Origin of the sequence: Microbacterium sp. STF-2 (assembly GCF_034650155.1) — a bacterium.
Lineage (GTDB): Bacteria > Actinomycetota > Actinomycetes > Actinomycetales > Microbacteriaceae > Microbacterium > Microbacterium maritypicum_A.
Genome location: NZ_JARKMW010000002.1, coordinates 348,237 through 364,610, shown reverse-complemented (window position 1 = coordinate 364,610; position 16,374 = coordinate 348,237). Strand labels below are relative to the sequence as shown.

Genomic DNA, 16,374 nt, shown 5'->3' with positions numbered 1-16,374 from the left:
CCATGCTCCCCGATGCGGCGCCGGTGCTTCCCGACGCCGAGTACGTGGTGCTGTCCAGTCGGTTGATCCCGGGCATGGACGGCGGCTACACGATCGCGACGCTCACACGTGCCCGGCAGCTCGCCGAGGCCGGGGTCGCGAAGGGGGCAGGTCCGCAGCTGCTCACGTTCGACCCGGGGGCGGCTGCCGATCATGCCGCGCACCGTCGGACCTTCGCGGAGCAGGGGGCGCTCGTCGACCCCTCACGCATGCGCAACCTGTTCGACGAGGCCACGGATTCCGGTGGGGGAGCGGCCGATTGGCTGCGCGCTGCCGCCGACCCCGCGGTGACCGCCGACCCCGACGTCGAGTACCGCGTGCTGACGGATGTCGACGGCCGGCCGTTCGCCGCGCTACCGATCATCCCCGGTAATCCGGACTGGCATCTGACCAGGGAACCCGTTCTCGTCTACGACGCCGCAGGCGAGGTGGTCGGGGCGCTGCACGGGTTCCGCGGGCTCTACCGGGCCTGGCTCGAGCACGTCGCGGACGCGTTCGGTGATCGCCTCATCGTCGTGATCTGCGAATCCCGGCAGCTCGGCGAGCTCATCGCCGACTGGTCCGATCCGCGTGTGCGCATCGTCCACCCGATCCACACCATGCACGTGGAGGCGCCGTACACCCCGGATGCTCCGATGAACACGCTCTGGACGCGCTGGTTCCGGCTGACCGACCGTTTCGACGCCGTCATCTGGCCGACCACCACCCAGCGCGACGATGTCGTGGCGCGTTTCGGCTCCGCGGCTTCTCATGTCGTGGTGCCGAACCCGATCGCCCCGGTGGAGCATCGGGACGACCTCCGCGAAGACGGGCTCGTCGTCGTGCTCGGTCGTCTCGCGCCAGGCAAGCGCATCGATCACGCGATCCGGGCGTTCCTCGCCGCGGACGTCGCCGGGACCCGGATGGAGATCTGGGGCGGCGGGCCCGAAGAGGATCGGCTGCGCGCGCTGATCGAGGAGCTCGGCGCGGGGGACCGCGTGCTGCTCGCGGGTTACACCGATTCGCCCGGCACCGTCCTCGATCGGGCGTCGATGATCGTCACGGCCACCGCCTTCGAGGGCCAGCCGTTGTCGATCGTCGAGGCGCTCCTGCATGGGACCCCTGTCGTGTCATACGACGCCCGCTACGGCATCCGTGACGTTCTGGAACAGGGCGGTGGCGTCCTGGTCCCGAGCGGCGACGTCGAGGCGCTGGGCGAGGCGATCCGCGCGCTGCTGACCGACCCCGATCGGCTCGCGGCGCTGAGCGCCGAGGCCCCGTCGGTCGCTGCGGCCTGGAGCCCGCAGCGTTCGCTCGACGCCCTGACCGCGGCGATCGCCGACGTCGCCGCGCGCCCGTCCCGTCGCGTCTGACCGCGTCGCCTGACCGCGTCGCCTGACCGCGTCGCCTGACCGCGTCGCCTGACCGCGTCGCCTGACCGCTCCGGTCGCACTTTCTGTCGCCTCACGGCGGCCCGCGCGGCAGGAACTGCGACCGGAGCGTGATCTAGAGCAGCTTGAGCGCCTCGCGGCGAGAGAGCGGCGACAGCTCGTGCGACTCGACGAAGGCTCGCACCCACGCCGGGTCGGTCTTGCCGAGCTCGCGCAGTGCCCAGCCGATGGCCTTGCGGATGAAGAACTCGGTGTCGGCGAGGTTCGGTTCGATCACAGTGGCGAGCAGCTCGCGATCGGTGGCACCTCTGCGTCCGAGCTGGGAGATGATGCTCGCCCGGCGCACCCAGAAGTCGTCGTCGCGCGACCACGTCCGCAGCACCGGCGTCATCTCGGCAGGGTGCGCATCGAGCGTCTCGGTGAGCCGATGCGAGACCTCGTCGACGTGATCCCACCACGCTCCTGTGCGGATCATCTCCTCATGCACATCGAGCATGTCGAGTCGGGCTCGCACCGGACGCAGAGCCATCAGAGCACTGGCGGCGTAGCGCTCCTCGCGAAACGCCGCCTCCCGCCACAGCACGAGTGCCGTACCGCGCAACACCGCCGTATCCGTCACCTCGCGCGCGAGCCCACGCGCCACGGCTCGCACCCCGGGAACACGTACGCCGAGGAAGGGCAGCGCCGACTTCATGTACGCCTGCTGCGCGGGTGCCAGCTCCGGATCGGCCTCATCACGGAGCGCGGATCGGATGCTCTGCACGAGGTCTGCGGCGGTCACGGGAGCGAGTCTACGACCGCCCCGAGAAGTTCTTCAGAAAGAATTCCGAGATGATGTCGATCCGGGCCGTTCCCGTTCGACGTCATTGATGAGAGGGTCGAGAGACGGCCCTTCGAACAAGGAGAACATCATGAAGTTCATGCTCATCATGCGCGCGACCGACGAGGCCGTCGAGGCCTACAAGGACATGCCCTTCGAGCAGGTCATCGAGGCCATGGGCAAGTACAACGAGTCGATGATCAAGGCCGGAGTGCTCGTCGCGGGCGAGGGCCTGACCGATGCGGCCGAGGGTTTCGTGGTCGACTTCAGCGCCGAGAAGCCGCTCATCACCGACGGTCCCTACGGCGAGACGAAGGAGTTGTTCAACGGCTTCTGGATCATCGAGGTCCCCACGCGCGAAGAGGCGGCCGAGTGGGCCAGCCGTGCGCCTCTCGGCGCCGGCTCGTTCCTCGAAGTGCGTCGCGTGACCGGCGTCGAGGACTTCCCGGCGGACAACGAGTGGATCCAGAAGGAAGAGGGCTGGCGCGAGGAAGCAGCTCAGCGCGCAGCACAGCAGTGATGGCACAGCAGTGATGGCACAGCAGTGACGGACTCTTCCCCATACAGCGAGACGGCGCGTTCCGCTCCCGATACCGGGTCTGCGGAGCGCGCCGTCGCCGCCGTGTGGCGCATCGAGTCCGCCCGCATCGTCGGAGCTCTGACGCGCATGGTCGGTGACTTCGGCCTCGCGGAGGACCTGGCTCAGGAGGCGCTGGTGGATGCGTTGCGGCAGTGGCCGGTCGACGGCGTCCCGCGCAACGCCGGGGCCTGGCTGACCGCGGTCGCGAAACGCAAGGCCATCGATCGGTGGCGTCGACAGGAGCGTCTGGACGAGAGGGTCGCCCTTCTCGCACACGACCTGGAGCAGGAGCAGCGGGAGGGGCGAGACCTGCTGTGGGATCCGGACGCCGTCGACGATGACGTGCTGCGTCTGATCTTCATCTCCTGCCACCCTGTGCTCTCGAAAGAGGCGCAGGTCGCCCTGACGCTGCGGGTGGTGGGTGGGCTTTCCAGCGAGGAGATCGCCCGCGCGTTCCTCGTGCCGACCGCCACCGTGCAGCAGCGCATCGTGCGGGCGAAGAAGACGCTCTCCGCCGCCAACGTCCCGTTCGAGGTGCCTTCGCGCGAGGAGCGTGCGCCGCGCATCGGTGCGATCCTCGGCGTGCTGTATCTGATCTTCAACGAGGCCCACGCCGCGAGCAGCGGACCCGACTGGATGCGCCCCGAGCTGAGTGACGAGGCCATCCGTCTCGGGCGCGTGCTCGCCGCGCTGATGCCGCAGGAACCCGAGGTGCACGGCCTGCTGGCGCTGATGGAGCTGACGGCCGCGCGGTTCGGGGCGCGCGTGGATCGACACGGCGACCCGGTGCTGCTGGCCGATCAGGACCGTCGGCGCTGGGATTGTGGCCGCATCTCGCGTGGACGTGCATCGCTGGCGACCGCCGATGCTCTCGGACGCGGGCGCGGTGCCTACGGGCTGCAGGCGGCGATCGCCGAGTGCCATGCCGTGGCGGCGTCTGTCGAGGAGACCGACTGGGAACGGATCGTGCTGCTCTACGAGGCGCTCGGGCGGCTCTCTCCGTCGCCGGTGGTCGAGCTCAACCGAGCGGCTGCGGTGGCGATGGCGACCGGGCCGGCGTCCGCTCTGCTCATCATCGACCAGCTGTCGAGTTCGGGCGCCTTGCGCGGCTACCACCTGCTGCCCGCGACACGCGGCGAACTGTTGCGTCGGCTCGGGCGCGAGGAGGAAGCCCGGAGCGCGTTCACCGTCGCCGCCGGACTCGCCGGCAATGATCGGGAGCGATCGCTGCTGGAGCGGAAGGCACGAGGGGCACAGAAATGACCCGTCCCCTTCGGGTGCACGAGGCATCCGAAGGGGACGGGCATCAGGGTGACGCGCGTGGCGTCGACGGCGGGTGCCGTCAGCTGCGCGCCTTCTGGCCGCGACCGGCGATCAGGCCGTAGATCAGGAGCACGATGATGGAACCGGCGATGGCGAGGAGCCAGGTGCCGAGGTCCCAGAACTCGGTGAGCGGACGGTTGAGGATCAGACTGCCGAGCCAGCCGCCGAGCAGTGCGCCCACGACGCCGAGGAGCAGCGTGATGAACCAGCCGCCGCCCTGCTTGCCGGGAAGGATCAGCTTGGCGATGGCTCCGGCGATGAGGCCGAGAAGAAGAAAGCCGAGAAAACTCATGGTCAGCTCCTGTGGATCGGGAGCCCCGGGGTGCCGGGGCTTCTGGTATCCAGAGTGCCGACATCGCTGCTCGCGTGCCAACCCCTTGCGCACACATGCCTGGATGTGCGAAGAGGCCCGCCTCCCCAGGGGAGACGGGCCTCTCGACGCGGTCGGATCGGTTCGCGGTCAGTTGTTGCCGCGGACGATCGCGATGATGCGCAGGATCTCGACGTAGAGCCAGACGACCGTGACCATGATGCCGAAGGCGCCGAGCCAGCCGTACTTGCGGGGAGCACCGTTGCGGACGCCCTGCTGGATCTGATCGAAGTCGAGCACGAGCGAGTACGCCGCCATGATGACGACGAGCACGCCGATGATGACACCGAGCGGGATGCCGAAGATGTTGGCGCTCAGCAGGCCGAAGGCCTGGCCCTGGGGCAGCACGCCGGTCCACATGAGGACCAGGTTCAGCAGCGAGAAGACCAGGTAGCCGATCATCGCGATCATGAAGATCTTCGTCGCCTTCTTCGACGCGCGGATCTTGCCGCTCGCGAAGAGAGCCAGGGTCACCCCGACGACCGAGACGGTCGCGAGCGTCGCCTGGAAGACGATGCCGGGGTAGATGACCTCGAAGAACGCCGAGATGCCACCGATGAAGAGGCCCTCGAACGCCGCGTAGGCGAAGATCAGCGCGGGCCGGACCTTCTTGCGCGACGTGAAGGTGATGACCATCGCGAGCACGAAGCCGCCGAGGGCGCCGACGATCCACGGCAGCATGCTGACGGGCGCGGGGTTGTACGGGTCATATCGCGGCACGTCCAGGCCGCCGAGCGTCAGCACCCAGCCGATCGCGGCGGTGACGAGCAGGATGCCGAACAGGCCGGCCGTCTTCCAGACCGTGTCCTCGACCGACATGCGGTCGGTCTCGATCGCTCCGGCCGGCGGGGCGGCGTACATGCCCTCGAGCTGTGCGTTGGCCGCAGCGTCCATCGCCCCGTGCTGGAGCGAGGCGTTCTGCGCGCCCTGGGCAGCCTGAGGTCCGCCCGGGTACGTCGCGACGTTGCGCGGGTCCTGCTGCTGGAAAGCAGGGTTGTTGAAAGCGAAGTTGCTCATTGGTGGGCCTCACTCCAAAGGGGGGTAGTAGGTCTCTTTCCTCCACGATACTCGGGAGGGCGCACCGCCGGGGTGTTCTACGCTGAGAGCGTGCCCAGGAAATCCCCCCTCGTCATCGGGCACCGCGGTGCGCCCGGCTATCGCCCGGAGCACAGCCGCTCCTCCTATGAGCTCGCTCTCGCCATGGGGGTGGATGCGGTCGAACCCGACGTCGTGGCGACCAAGGACGGCGTGCTCATCGTGCGGCACGAGAACGAGATCTCGGGCACGACCGACGTGGCGGAACATCCGGAGTTCGCCGACCGTAAGACGACGAAGCGCGTCGACGGGCAGGCGCTGACCGGATGGTTCAGCGAAGACTTCACCTGGGACGAGCTGTCGACCCTGCGCATCCGCGAGCGGCTGCCCGAGGTGCGGGCGTCGAGCGCGAGCTTCGACGGCGCCCAGCAGATCCTGCGCCTGCGCGATGTGCTCGACATCGTGCGCGACGGATCGGCGGAGCATGGACGCGAGGTCGGCGTGGTGCTCGAGGTCAAGCACGCCACGTACTTCGCGAGCATCGGCCTGGACCTGGCCCCCCTCATCGACCGCGAGCTGCGCGACGCCGGATGGGCCGAGGGGGAGCTGCCGCTGGTGATCGAGTGCTTCGAGTCGACCGTGCTCGGGCAGCTGCGGGAACGCGGGATCTCCGCATCGTACATCTACCTGATCGAGGCGTCGGGGCGTCCGTACGACCTCCTGGTGGCCGAGGGCACGCACGCCCGCACGTACAGGGAGACCGTCACCCCGGAGGGGCTCGACGCCCTCGTCGGACAGGTCGACGGCATCAGCGTGAGCAAGAAGATGCTGCTCGACCGGGGCAACACGATCGTCGCGGATGCGCATGCACGAGGTCTGCAGGTCTTCACATGGACGTGCCGGCCGGAGAACGCCTTCCTCGCGGCGGAGTTCCGCGGCCGGGGTGGGCGCGGCGCCTACGGCGACTACGAGGCGGAGTGGGGCGTCATCGCACGTCAGGGCGTGGATGGCGTGTTCGTCGATCATCCGGATCTGGGCGTCGCCTTCTTCCGCAGCTGATGCGGTCGCGCAGGTCCGCGGCGTCAGAGCGGTCCGAGCACGCTCTGCACGTCGCTCTCGAGCATCACGGCGCGCAGGGGCTCGAGGATCTGGCGTTCCTCGAAACGGAAGTGGGATTCCATGATCGCGGCGATCCCGTCGAGGTGACCGCCGATCGCGGTCGCATCGTCGCCGCGCTCGGCTGCACCGCGCAGCGAGGCGAGCAGGTGGGCGAGCATCGAGTGGTCCTGCATCAGCTTGTCGATGATCCCGCCGAGCTCCGGATGCTCCGCGCGCAGAGCAGGGAAGAGCTGCCGATCCTCGGCGCCGTGGTGGCCGTCGAGGGCGGCGCAGAATCCGACGCAGTAGAGCACGAGTTCCGATGTGGCATCGGGGACGTCCGTGCCCTGGTCGAGGGCGTCGCGCGTGGCGGCGAGGGCGGCACGCAGACGGGAGTGCGCCGACCGGAGCTCCTGATCCCAGGCGATCAGACGGGCGGCATCCATCGGCCCAGTGTAGAGGGGCCGGTGTAGAGGGGGCCGGTGTGAATGGGGCCGGTGTCGGCGGACTCCCGCTCAGAGGGTGCGGTCGAAGGCACCGCGGCGGGTGGAGACGATCTCCTTGCCCAGCGGCATGAGCGAGATCGGGACCATCTTGAAGTCGGCGATGCCCATCGGGATGCCGATGATCGTGATGCAGAGCAGGATTCCGGACACGATGTGTCCGATCGCGAGCCACCAGCCGGCCAGGATCACCCACAGCACGTTGCCGAGGAACGACCCGACACCCGCGGTGGGCTTGCTGATGACCTCGCGGCCGAACGGCCAGATCGCGTAGGCGGCGATGCGGAACGAGGCGATCGCCCAGGGGATCGTGATGATCGGGATGCACAGCAGGATGCCGGCGAGGACGTACCCGAGGAACAGGGCCCAGCCGGCGAGGATGACCCAGATGATGTTGAGGATCGTGCGCATGAGCTGATTGTGTCACCCCTCTGCGGCCGGGCCTGAGCATCCGCCCCGAGGTCCCGGAGGCGACGGACTCCGGATGCCAGACTGACCGCATGACCGGAATCGTGGTGCAAGACGTCAGCAGAGCGTTCGGGACGGTGCAGGCGGTGAGGGGCGCCACTCTCCGGGCCGAGCCCGGCCGGGTCACCGGCCTCGTGGGGCCGAACGGAGCAGGCAAGACCACTCTGCTGCTGATGCTCGCCTCCCTCCTCGCTCCCGACACCGGGACGATCAGCATCGGAGGCGTCGACCCCTCCGTCGATCCGCTCGCCGCACGACGCCTGCTCGGATGGATGCCGGACGCTCTCGGTGCGTGGCCGTCGCTCACCGCGCGGGAGACCATCGTCACGACCGCCCGCCTGTACGGCATCGAGAAGCCGCAGGCCGCGGTCCGTGCGGAGCAGCTGCTCGCCCTCGTCGGGCTGACCGAACTCGCCGACTCCCCGGCCAAGGTGCTGTCGCGAGGGCAGAAGCAGAAGCTGGGCCTGGCACGCGCGTTGGTGAACGACCCTCAGGTGCTGCTCCTCGACGAACCGGCCTCCGGTCTCGATCCGGAGGCGCGGGTGCAGCTGCGGGTGCTGCTGCGCCGTTTCGCGGCGGAGGGGCGCACCGTGCTGATCTCGAGCCACATCCTCTCGGAGCTCGAAGAGGTCGTCGACGACGCGGTCTTCCTCGTCGCCGGTGCCGTCGTCGATGCCGCACCGGCGCGGAGCATGCTGCGCGCGTGGCGGGTGCGTCTCGCCGGTGCGACCGAGGATCGGATGAAGGCCGATGCCTGGCAGGTGGCCTCGAATCTCGGTATCGCCCCCGAATCCCTCTCGCAGGATCGTGGAGCGGTGCTCGTCGGATTCGAGGGAGAGGATGCCGCAGCACAGGCCCTTCGACATCTGATCGAGGCGGGGCTCCCGGTCGTGGAGTTCGCTCCGGCGCAGAACCAGCTGGAGCACACGTTCCTGAACCTGCATCATGCGACATCACCCCAGGCATCCACCGGAACGGAGGCGGGCGCATGAGCCTCGCGAACATCGGCATCATCGCCCGACTCGAACTGACCCAGCGCCTGCGCAGCGTGGGCTGGTATGTGCTGCTCGGGGTCTTCGCCCTGGTGCTGCTCGGGGTCACGGGGCTCTCGTTCGCCGTGTACTCCTGGGGCGATGCGGTCGGTGCCGGCGTCTACTCGATCGTCGTCAACATCGTGCTGCTGCTGGTCGTGCTGGTGTCGCCGACGCTCAGCGGCAACGCGATCAACGGGGATCGCGATGCCGCGACGCTCGCGGCCGTGCAGGTGACCGCCGCGTCGACCGGCGACATCATGCTCGGCAAGCTCGTCGCGGCCGTGGCGACCGGCGGCGCCTTCCTGGTGGTCGCGGTGCCGTTCCTGGCCCTGTCGTTGCTGGGTGGGGGAGCGAACCCGGCCGTGCTGCTCATCTCCCTGCTCGTGCTCGCGGCCGAGATCATCATCGTGGCCGCGATCGGAGTGGGGTTGAGCGGACTCATCGCGCGTCCGCTGTTCTCGGTCGCGACGACCTACCTGGTCGTCGCCGCGCTCGTGTTCGGAACGCTCATCGTGTTCGGACTCGGCGGCATGGCGGTGCGCAGCGAAGCGACCGTGTACTCGCGCCCGTACGACGCGAACGGCACGCCGGACTGTGATCGCTGGGAGGTGAACAGCACCCAGGATGTGCCTCGGTTCGATCTGGTGTGGTGGACGCTCGCCGCGAACCCGTTCGTCGTGCTCGCCGACGCGACCCCGACCGAGTACGCGACGGGGGGTTATCCCGTCGACATGTTCGGTCAGATCAAGTACGGATTGCGCAGCGCGCAGCTCTCGCCCTTGGAACAGCGCTGGGACGAGTGCGACCCCGGTGGCGGGTACCGCACACCCCAAGAGGTGATCGACTCGACGGTGCCGAGCTGGTTCGTCGGCCTGGGGGTGCAGATCGTCATCGCGGGTTCGCTGTTCGCGGGGGCATGGGCGCGCACGCGGACGCCGGCTCGCCGGCTGCCCCCGGGCACGCGCATCGCCTGAGGCTCTTCCCCTCGGGCACGTTCCGGTCGCACCACCCGCCGTTCCGGACGCTCTGATGCGGCGGCAAGTGCGACCGGGACGGGAACCGGGAACGGCGAAGACGTGGGCAGCGGATGGCCACCTTCCGTTCATCTGCCGTGCACTCGGCGGATCCTCTGCGGCCACGTGGGGTCGGTGGTCTGGGCGGGTACCCGACTGAGTCCCCCCTCCGGTCCGGCCCTGCACCCTGGGGTCTGCCGGCCCAGCCACCCAGGAGTCCTCCATGCCCCGCCTGCACCGTGCAGCGGCGGTCACGGCGGTGTGCGCCTTGAGCGCCGCCGCCCTGCTCGCCACTCCCATCGCCGCGATCGGCGCCGACCCCGGCATCCGCCCGTCCGTGGCGACGTCGACCGCTCCGAGTCTCGTCCTGAACGAGATCGTCTACGACGACGCGGCGACCGGCCTCGCCGACCAGGTCGAGATCTACAACGCCGGGACCGAGGTGGTCGATCTCGCGGGGTGGAAGATCGCGGACGAGAAGCGCGACACCTTCGGCGCGGCCCCGGATGGCACGTCGCTCGCCCCGGGGGAGTTCCTGGTGCTGGTGAAGGACGTCGACTTCGCGTTCGGGCTCGGCAAGGGCGACGAGGTCGTGCTCTTCGACCCGGACGGCACCGAGGTCGACTCCTATGCCTATGCGAACACCGCGCCGCTGTCGGTGTGGGCGCGCTGCCCTGACGGCACGGGTACCTGGGCGCCGGCGACGCAGGTGACGCCCGGCGCTGCGAACGATTGCGAGGTTGCTCCTGTCGCCGGTTCCATCGTGATCAACGAGGTCGACTCGCAGCCGGCCGACTGGGTGGAGTTCTACAACCCCGGCACCGCTGCGCTCGACATCTCGGGCTACGAGATCCGGGACAACTCGGACGATCACCGCTGGCAGTTCCTCCCGGGAACGCAGATCGGCGCGGGACAGTTCCTCGTGGTCGAAGAGGGTACGGTCGGGGTCTCCGGAGGCGTCGAGGCCGCATTCCGCGAGCCGATCGGCATCGGCAGCGCCGACCGCATCCGCCTCTACGACACCTCGGGCGCGATGATCGACGACACGCTCCCGTGGCAGGGGCACGCGGCGATCGACGGCGACTTCGCCGCGGCCACCCTGGCGCGCTGCCCTGACGGCGTCGGCTCCTTCGTGCTCGCGCACCCGACCCCGGGCGCCACGAACTCGTGCGTCATGCCCGACGTCGTGATCAACGAGATCGAGTCGAACGGCGACACCACAGATTGGGTCGAGGTCGTCAACACCGGCAGCACGGCGGTCGACCTCTCCGGCTGGACCGTGATGGACAGCGACCCCGTCGGCCACGCCGGTGAAACCACTCCGTTGCCCGCAGGCACGATCCTGCAGCCCGGAGGCTACTTCGTCTTCGACCAGCCCACGAACTTCGTCTTCGGTCTCGGCAACGGCGATACCGTGTCGATCCGCGACGCGAACGGCAACACGGTCGATGAGCACGTGTACGCCGCGCATGCCGCAGGCGTCCTCGCCCGCTGCGCCGACGGCACCGGCGACTTCGTCGACATCGCGGTCTCGACCAAGGGGCTGCGCAACGCCTGCGGCAACCCCGTGCGCATCAACGAGGTCGAATCCGACGGCGGCTCGCCCGACGACTGGGTGGAGCTCGTGAACCCGACGAGCACGGCGCTCGATGTGTCGGGCATCGTGGTGAAGGACGACGACGACACCCACGCGTACGCGATCCCGGCCGGTACGTCGATCGGTGCGGGGGAGTACCTCGTGATCGAGCGGGCGCAGCTCGGCTTCGGCCTCGGCGCTGGCGATGCGGTGCGGGTGTTCGACGGCGACCTGCTCGTGGACGAGACCACCTGGGGTGCGGGCCACGCCGCCACCACCTGGGGGCGTTGCCCCGACACGAGCGGCGCGTTCGCCGTCACCGCAGCGCCCACGAAGGGCACCGCGAACGTGTGCACCGGTGAGGTCGCCGTGTCGCCGTGGCCCGGCTCTGCCGAGGTGCGCGTGGTGGACAGCATCCCGACGTTCCTCGAGGACAGCTCGGGGCTCGACGTGCAGGAGACCGCCGACGGCGCGTTCCTCTGGGCGGTCGACAACGGACAAGGCCGTATCTGGAAGCTCGAGGCGCACGCCGACGGCTCGGTCGAGAAGGTCGACGGCTGGGATGCGGGCAAGCGTGTGCGCTTCCAGAAGGACGCCGCGAACCCGGGCGCCGCGGGCCCCGACACCGAAGGCATCACAGTCGACGGAGACGGCTTCGTCTACGTGGCGTCCGAACGCGACAACAGCGCCAAGGGCGTGAACCAGAACGTGGTGCTGAAGGTCGACCCCGAGGCCTCGGACGGCGATCTCGTCGCCCAGCAGGAATGGGATCTGACCGCGTTGCTTCCTGCCGTCGGGGCGAACCTCGGCATGGAGGCCGTGCAGTGGGTGCCGGATGCCGCGCTCGCCGGAAAGCTCTTCGATGACAGGACGGGTGCGGCGTACGACCCGAGGGACTACGCCGGTCACGGTGACGGGCTGTTCTTCGTCGCGGTCGAGGACAACGGTCACGTCTACGCATTCGCCCTCGGGGCCGACGGCTCCGCGACGCTCGTGTCGGAGATCGCTCCCGGTCTCACCGGAGTCATGGCGCTCGACTACGACACCGTGCGCAACACCCTGTGGGCCGTGTGCGACGACGGCTGCCAGGGCCGCTCCGCCGAGATCACGCTGAACGGCACCGGGCAGCCGAGCCTCGTGCACTACGCCCGCCCTGCCGGGATGCCCGACATCAACAACGAGGGCTTCGCGACCGCGCCGGCCTCGCTGTCGGTCGACGGACAGCGCCCGGTGTGGTGGTTCGCCGACGGGTTCGCCTCCGAGGCGCTGCGCACGGGAACGCTGCCGGGAGTCGACGACGGCACCCCCGGTGGCGAGACCCCGCCGCTCCCGGGCACCGGCCTCGTCGACGACAATCGCCACGGTCTGACGGTGGACCCGTCGGTCGCGACCCGCGGGCAGAAGGTCACGATCACGGTCGGGGCCGGCGGCACGGGAACGGACGTGTCGGTGTGGATGTACTCCGACCCGACGCGGATCGCGTCGGGGACGCTCACGGACGCGGGCGCCATCTCGGTGACCGTCCCGGCGGACGCTCCGCTCGGCGCGCACAGGATCGCGGTGTTCGACGCGAGCGGCGCGCTCCTCGGTTGGGCAGACCTCCGCGTCGCGGCGGGTGCCGGTGCCGGTGCCGGGGCCGGGGCCGGGGCAGGGGCAGGGGCCGGTGGGCTGGCGACGACCGGTGCGGAACTCCCCGTCGCCGCCCTCGCACTGGCGCTGATGCTGCTCACCGCGGGTGCGGTGGCCGTGCGGCGCAAGCGCACGGCATGAGCCGTCGGAGGGGGCGCGCGCGTGCGCTCGTGTGCCCCCTCCGGCGGCCGGACGGTCACGTGCCCGCCGCTCCGCGTGAATCATCTGCAATGGAGGATGCGCGCGGGCCCCGGCACCGCTAGACATGGGGGAGGCGCGGAAGGACCGCGCGCGGAGGGCCGTCGATGAGCATCGCATTCCTGCTGACCACCCTGGTGATCGTCGCGACGCCGGGGACCGGTGCCGTCTACTCGATAGCGGCGGGCATCTCGCGAGGACGCCGAGCGGGCGTCATCGCCGCGTTCGGCTGCACCCTCGGTGTCATCCCGCACATGATCGCCGCGATCACGGGGCTCGCAGCGATCCTGAACGCCTCCGCGATCGCGTTCGAGACCATCAAGTGGCTCGGCATCGCCTATCTGCTGTTCCTCGCCTGGCAGACCATGAGGGACAAGTCGTTGATCCAGGCCGACGAGAGCGTCGCCCCGCTGTCATCCTGGCGTGTGATCCGCACCGCTGTCCTCATCAACGTGCTCAATCCCAAGCTCACGATCTTCTTCTTCGCCTTCCTGCCCCAGTTCGTCCCGGCCCAGACGCCGAACGGCACCTGGCAGATGGTCGGGCTCAGCCTGGTGTTCATGGCGCTCACGTTCGTGGTCTTCGCGCTGTACGGCGTCTTCGCGGCCACCATGCGCGCCCAGGTGCTGGGGCGACCGAGGGTCATGACGTGGCTGCGCCGCTCCTTCGCCGCGACGTACGTGCTCCTGGCCGGACGTCTCGCGCTGGAGACCCGGTAGCCTGCTCGGGACGCCGCGTCGTGAGCAGGCCTCCGGACGGCGCGAGGCCGTGCCGCGGTGTCGGTGCCGACGCCTAGACTCATAGGGCCATGACCGAAGCTCCTCTCATCGTCCCCTCCACCGCCGGTCCTCGCTCGTCGGGAGCCCCGGGGCAGGACGATCTCCTCGCCGGCCTCAACCCTCAGCAGCTCGAGGCCGTCACCTACCGCGGCCCGGCGCTGCTCATCGTCGCGGGCGCCGGATCGGGCAAGACGAGCGTGCTCACCCGCCGCATCGCCTCGCTGTTGCGGGCCCGAGAGGCATGGCCGAGCCAGATCCTCGCGATCACCTTCACCAACAAGGCCGCGGGCGAGATGCGCGAGCGTGTCGAAGGGCTGATCGGCGATGCCGCCCGTGGCATGTGGATCTCCACGTTCCACTCCGCGTGCGTGCGCATCCTGCGTCGCGAGGCCGAGCAGTTCGGGTACACGAAGTCGTTCACCATCTACGATTCGGGCGATTCGCGGGCTCTCCTCAAGCGCCTGGTCAAAGAGCACGAGGCCGATGCCTACGGGCTCACACCCGCGTCCGTGCAGTCGCGCATCTCGAAGCTGAAGAACGAGCTGTCCGACGCCGAGTCGTATGCGCGTCAGGCCAACATGAGCGACCCGGCCGAGCGCGTCTTCGTCGAGGTCTTCGCCGACTACCAACGGCAGCTGCAGAAGGCCAACGCCTTCGACTTCGATGACCTCATCGGGCAGACCGTGTATCTGTTCCGAGCGTTCCCGCAGGTCGCCGACACCTACCGTCGTCGTTTCCGTCACATCCTGGTCGACGAGTACCAGGACACGAACCACGCGCAGTACTCGCTGATCCACGAGCTCACGCGCCCCGTGTCCGGCGCTGTCGGTGCCGCGCCGGATCCGTATGCCTCCAACGGCATGATGATCTTCGAGCCCGATCCCGCCCCCACCGCAGACGCCGGCGAACCCGGTGCCTCGCTCACCGTGGTCGGCGACTCCGATCAATCGATCTACGCGTTCCGTGGTGCGGACATCCGCAACATCAGCGAGTTCGAGCGTGACTTCCCCGGCGCCCGCGTCGTGCTGCTCGAGCAGAACTACCGCTCGACGCAGAACATCCTGTCGGCGGCGAACGCGGTGATCGGCAACAACTTCGATCGCAAGGACAAGAAGCTCTGGAGCGACAAGGGCGACGGCGATCCCATCATCGGTTTCACCGGCTACTCGCAGCACGACGAGGCGCAGTTCGTGGCTGACGAGGTCGAGGCCCTGCACCGCGCCGGCATGCCCTACTCCGAGATGGCGGTGTTCTACCGCACCAACTCGCAGTCCCGTGCGCTGGAGGAGATCTTCATCCGCTCGGCGGTGCCGTACAAGATCATGGGCGGCACCAAGTTCTACGATCGCGCCGAGATCAAGGACGCGCTCGCCTACCTCGTCGCCGTCGCGAACCCGGCCGACGAGATGTCGGTGCGCCGCATCCTGAACAAGCCCAGGCGCGGCATCGGCGACGTCACGGAGACGGCCATCGCACGGTTCGCCGAGGAGCACGGGATCAGCTTCCGCGATGCGCTGTCGATGCCGGGTCAGCTCGGGGTCGGGCCGAAGATCCAGGCGGCGATCGGGCAGCTCGACGCGGTGCTCGCTGAAGCCGCCGCCATCCTGACCCCCGCGAGCGGCGAACTGCCTCCCCCCACCGCGGTGGCCGACGGCCTGAGCTTGTTGCTGGGCAAGAGCGGATACCTGGACGCCCTGCGTGCGAGCCGCGACCCTCAGGACGAGGCGCGCGTGGAGAACCTCGACGAATTCGTCGCGGTGGCTCGTGATTTCGCGCGCAACAACCCGGAGGGCACGATCGTCGACTTCCTCACCGAGGTCGCTCTGGTCTCGGATGCCGATGACCTCGACGACGAGTCGGGCTCGGTCTCGCTCATGACCATGCACACGGCGAAGGGCCTGGAGTACGACGCCGTGTTCGTCACGGGCGTCGAGGAAGATCTCATCCCGCACCGCATCTCGGCCGGCGAGCCCGGGGGACCGCAGGAGGAACGCCGTCTCTTCTATGTGGGCATCACGCGTGCGCGCAAGCGTCTGCACCTCTCTCTCGCGATGACGAGGGCGCAGTTCGGCGAGGTCACGGTCGCGATGCCCAGCCGCTTCCTGCAGGAGATCCCGGCGGGCCTGATCGACTGGCGACAGTCTCCGGGCGACGTGAACTCGCGCGGGGGGATGCAGTCGCGCGCACTGAACGCGCGTCGCCAGGGCGGCTTCGGCGGCTCGGGCTCGGGCTCGGGCTCGGGCGATCGTTTCGCGGTGAAGTCGCTGCCGGGTCGAGACTCCCTGAAGCCGCTGTCGACGGCGATGGACAAGTTCCCCAACCGGGTCACGGCCAAGATGCGCGACAACGGTGATCTCGAGCTCGCCGCCGGCGACCGCATCCGTCACGTCGACTTCGGCGAAGGGCGGGTGGATGCGGTGACGGGCGAGGGTGCCAAGCGCATCGCTCACGTGCGATTCGACTCGGCGGGGCAGAAGAAGCTCCTCATCAAGGTCGCGCCGATCGAGAAGATGTAGCCCACCGCAGGCGTTTCCGCCTC

Annotated in this window: 14 protein-coding genes and 2 pseudogenes; 10 read left to right on the top strand and 6 right to left on the bottom strand. The window is 69.1% G+C overall.

The window, feature by feature from the left end:
• The first annotated feature begins 2 nt into the window (after positions 1-2).
• Positions 3-1,391 (top strand): glycosyltransferase, encoded by a 1,389-nt coding sequence (locus tag MicroSTF_RS15620; RefSeq protein WP_322956936.1) that lies wholly within the window; start codon positions 3-5, stop codon positions 1,389-1,391.
• Positions 1,392-1,524: 133 nt separating this feature from the next.
• Here MicroSTF_RS15620 and MicroSTF_RS15615 read toward each other — a convergent pair whose 3' ends face one another.
• Entirely contained in the window at positions 1,525-2,190 is a 666-nt protein-coding gene (locus MicroSTF_RS15615; RefSeq protein WP_029266981.1) for a DNA alkylation repair protein, read from the bottom strand.
• 130 nt (positions 2,191-2,320) lie between these two features.
• On the opposite strand from MicroSTF_RS15615, the gene MicroSTF_RS15610 reads away from it, so the two are divergent.
• Positions 2,321-2,749: a YciI family protein gene (locus MicroSTF_RS15610; protein ID WP_029266980.1), complete on the top strand. Its 429-nt coding sequence runs from the start codon at positions 2,321-2,323 to the stop codon at positions 2,747-2,749.
• A gap of 24 nt (positions 2,750-2,773) precedes the next feature.
• Positions 2,774-4,072: an RNA polymerase sigma factor gene (locus tag MicroSTF_RS15605; RefSeq protein ID WP_322956932.1), complete on the top strand. Its 1,299-nt coding sequence runs from the start codon at positions 2,774-2,776 to the stop codon at positions 4,070-4,072.
• A gap of 79 nt (positions 4,073-4,151) precedes the next feature.
• Here MicroSTF_RS15605 and MicroSTF_RS15600 read toward each other — a convergent pair whose 3' ends face one another.
• Together MicroSTF_RS15600 and MicroSTF_RS15595 are read right to left on the bottom strand one after the other, a co-directional pair.
• On the bottom strand, positions 4,152-4,424 hold the full coding sequence (locus tag MicroSTF_RS15600) for a GlsB/YeaQ/YmgE family stress response membrane protein (protein WP_021198885.1): 273 nt from the start codon (positions 4,422-4,424) through the stop codon (positions 4,152-4,154).
• Positions 4,425-4,592: 168 nt separating this feature from the next.
• Positions 4,593-5,519, bottom strand: coding sequence for a Bax inhibitor-1/YccA family membrane protein (locus MicroSTF_RS15595; protein ID WP_021198884.1), 927 nt, complete (start codon positions 5,517-5,519; stop codon positions 4,593-4,595).
• 90 nt (positions 5,520-5,609) lie between these two features.
• Between MicroSTF_RS15595 and MicroSTF_RS15590 the strand changes: the two genes are divergently transcribed.
• Positions 5,610-6,596 carry a glycerophosphodiester phosphodiesterase family protein gene (locus MicroSTF_RS15590; protein ID WP_315070909.1) on the top strand — a complete coding sequence of 329 codons (987 nt, stop codon included), beginning with the start codon at positions 5,610-5,612 and terminating at the stop codon, positions 6,594-6,596.
• Positions 6,597-6,619: 23 nt separating this feature from the next.
• On the opposite strand, the gene MicroSTF_RS15585 is transcribed toward MicroSTF_RS15590, so the two are convergent.
• Positions 6,620-7,081 (bottom strand): hemerythrin domain-containing protein, encoded by a 462-nt coding sequence (locus MicroSTF_RS15585; RefSeq protein ID WP_322956923.1) that lies wholly within the window; start codon positions 7,079-7,081, stop codon positions 6,620-6,622.
• Between the two features lie 69 nt (positions 7,082-7,150).
• On the bottom strand, positions 7,151-7,549 hold the full coding sequence (locus MicroSTF_RS15580; RefSeq protein ID WP_021198881.1) for a YccF domain-containing protein: 399 nt from the start codon (positions 7,547-7,549) through the stop codon (positions 7,151-7,153).
• An 89-nt stretch (positions 7,550-7,638) separates the two neighbouring features.
• On the opposite strand from MicroSTF_RS15580, the gene MicroSTF_RS15575 reads away from it, so the two are divergent.
• From MicroSTF_RS15575 to MicroSTF_RS19240, 5 genes and pseudogenes are all read left to right on the top strand, one after another.
• Positions 7,639-8,598, top strand: coding sequence for an ABC transporter ATP-binding protein (locus MicroSTF_RS15575; RefSeq protein WP_322956921.1), 960 nt, complete (start codon positions 7,639-7,641; stop codon positions 8,596-8,598).
• Complete coding sequence (locus tag MicroSTF_RS15570) at positions 8,595-9,614, top strand: ABC transporter permease (RefSeq protein WP_021198879.1); 1,020 nt, start codon at positions 8,595-8,597, stop codon at positions 9,612-9,614. Before MicroSTF_RS15575 ends, MicroSTF_RS15570 begins: the two co-directional genes overlap by 4 nt.
• 262 nt (positions 9,615-9,876) lie before the next feature.
• Entirely contained in the window at positions 9,877-12,999 is a 3,123-nt protein-coding gene (locus MicroSTF_RS15565; protein WP_322956917.1) for a lamin tail domain-containing protein, read from the top strand.
• A gap of 164 nt (positions 13,000-13,163) precedes the next feature.
• Entirely contained in the window at positions 13,164-13,775 is a 612-nt protein-coding gene (locus MicroSTF_RS15560; protein ID WP_021198877.1) for a LysE family translocator, read from the top strand.
• A gap of 89 nt (positions 13,776-13,864) precedes the next feature.
• Positions 13,865-15,292, top strand: a pseudogene (locus MicroSTF_RS19240) (ATP-dependent helicase); the annotation flags it as partial.
• Between the two features lie 201 nt (positions 15,293-15,493).
• Here MicroSTF_RS19240 and MicroSTF_RS19235 read toward each other — a convergent pair.
• A pseudogene (locus tag MicroSTF_RS19235) lies at positions 15,494-15,604 on the bottom strand (hypothetical protein); the annotation flags it as partial.
• Here MicroSTF_RS19235 and MicroSTF_RS19230 point away from each other — a divergent pair.
• The gene (locus MicroSTF_RS19230) at positions 15,566-16,351 is read left to right on the top strand and encodes a 3'-5' exonuclease (protein WP_416338505.1); all 786 of its coding nucleotides are present in this window, start codon (positions 15,566-15,568) and stop codon (positions 16,349-16,351) included. The pseudogene MicroSTF_RS19235 and the gene MicroSTF_RS19230 sit on opposite strands and share 39 nt — an antisense overlap.
• Positions 16,352-16,374 lie beyond the last annotated feature (23 nt).

What these genes read in the sequence shown, in the direction of transcription:
- MicroSTF_RS15575 (WP_322956921.1), top strand. Translation starts at nt 7,639, where the DNA reads ATGACCGGAATCGTGGTGCAAGACGTCAGCAGAGCGTTCGGGACGGTG.
- MicroSTF_RS15565 (WP_322956917.1), top strand. Translation starts at nt 9,877, where the DNA reads ATGCCCCGCCTGCACCGTGCAGCGGCGGTCACGGCGGTGTGCGCCTTG.
- MicroSTF_RS15595 (WP_021198884.1), bottom strand. Translation starts at nt 5,519, where the DNA reads ATGAGCAACTTCGCTTTCAACAACCCTGCTTTCCAGCAGCAGGACCCG.
- MicroSTF_RS15620 (WP_322956936.1), top strand. Translation starts at nt 3, where the DNA reads ATGCTCCCCGATGCGGCGCCGGTGCTTCCCGACGCCGAGTACGTGGTG.
- MicroSTF_RS15580 (WP_021198881.1), bottom strand. Translation starts at nt 7,549, where the DNA reads ATGCGCACGATCCTCAACATCATCTGGGTCATCCTCGCCGGCTGGGCC.
- MicroSTF_RS15560 (WP_021198877.1), top strand. Translation starts at nt 13,164, where the DNA reads ATGAGCATCGCATTCCTGCTGACCACCCTGGTGATCGTCGCGACGCCG.
- MicroSTF_RS15585 (WP_322956923.1), bottom strand. Translation starts at nt 7,081, where the DNA reads ATGGATGCCGCCCGTCTGATCGCCTGGGATCAGGAGCTCCGGTCGGCG.
- MicroSTF_RS15600 (WP_021198885.1), bottom strand. Translation starts at nt 4,424, where the DNA reads ATGAGTTTTCTCGGCTTTCTTCTTCTCGGCCTCATCGCCGGAGCCATC.
- MicroSTF_RS15570 (WP_021198879.1), top strand. Translation starts at nt 8,595, where the DNA reads ATGAGCCTCGCGAACATCGGCATCATCGCCCGACTCGAACTGACCCAG.
- MicroSTF_RS15610 (WP_029266980.1), top strand. Translation starts at nt 2,321, where the DNA reads ATGAAGTTCATGCTCATCATGCGCGCGACCGACGAGGCCGTCGAGGCC.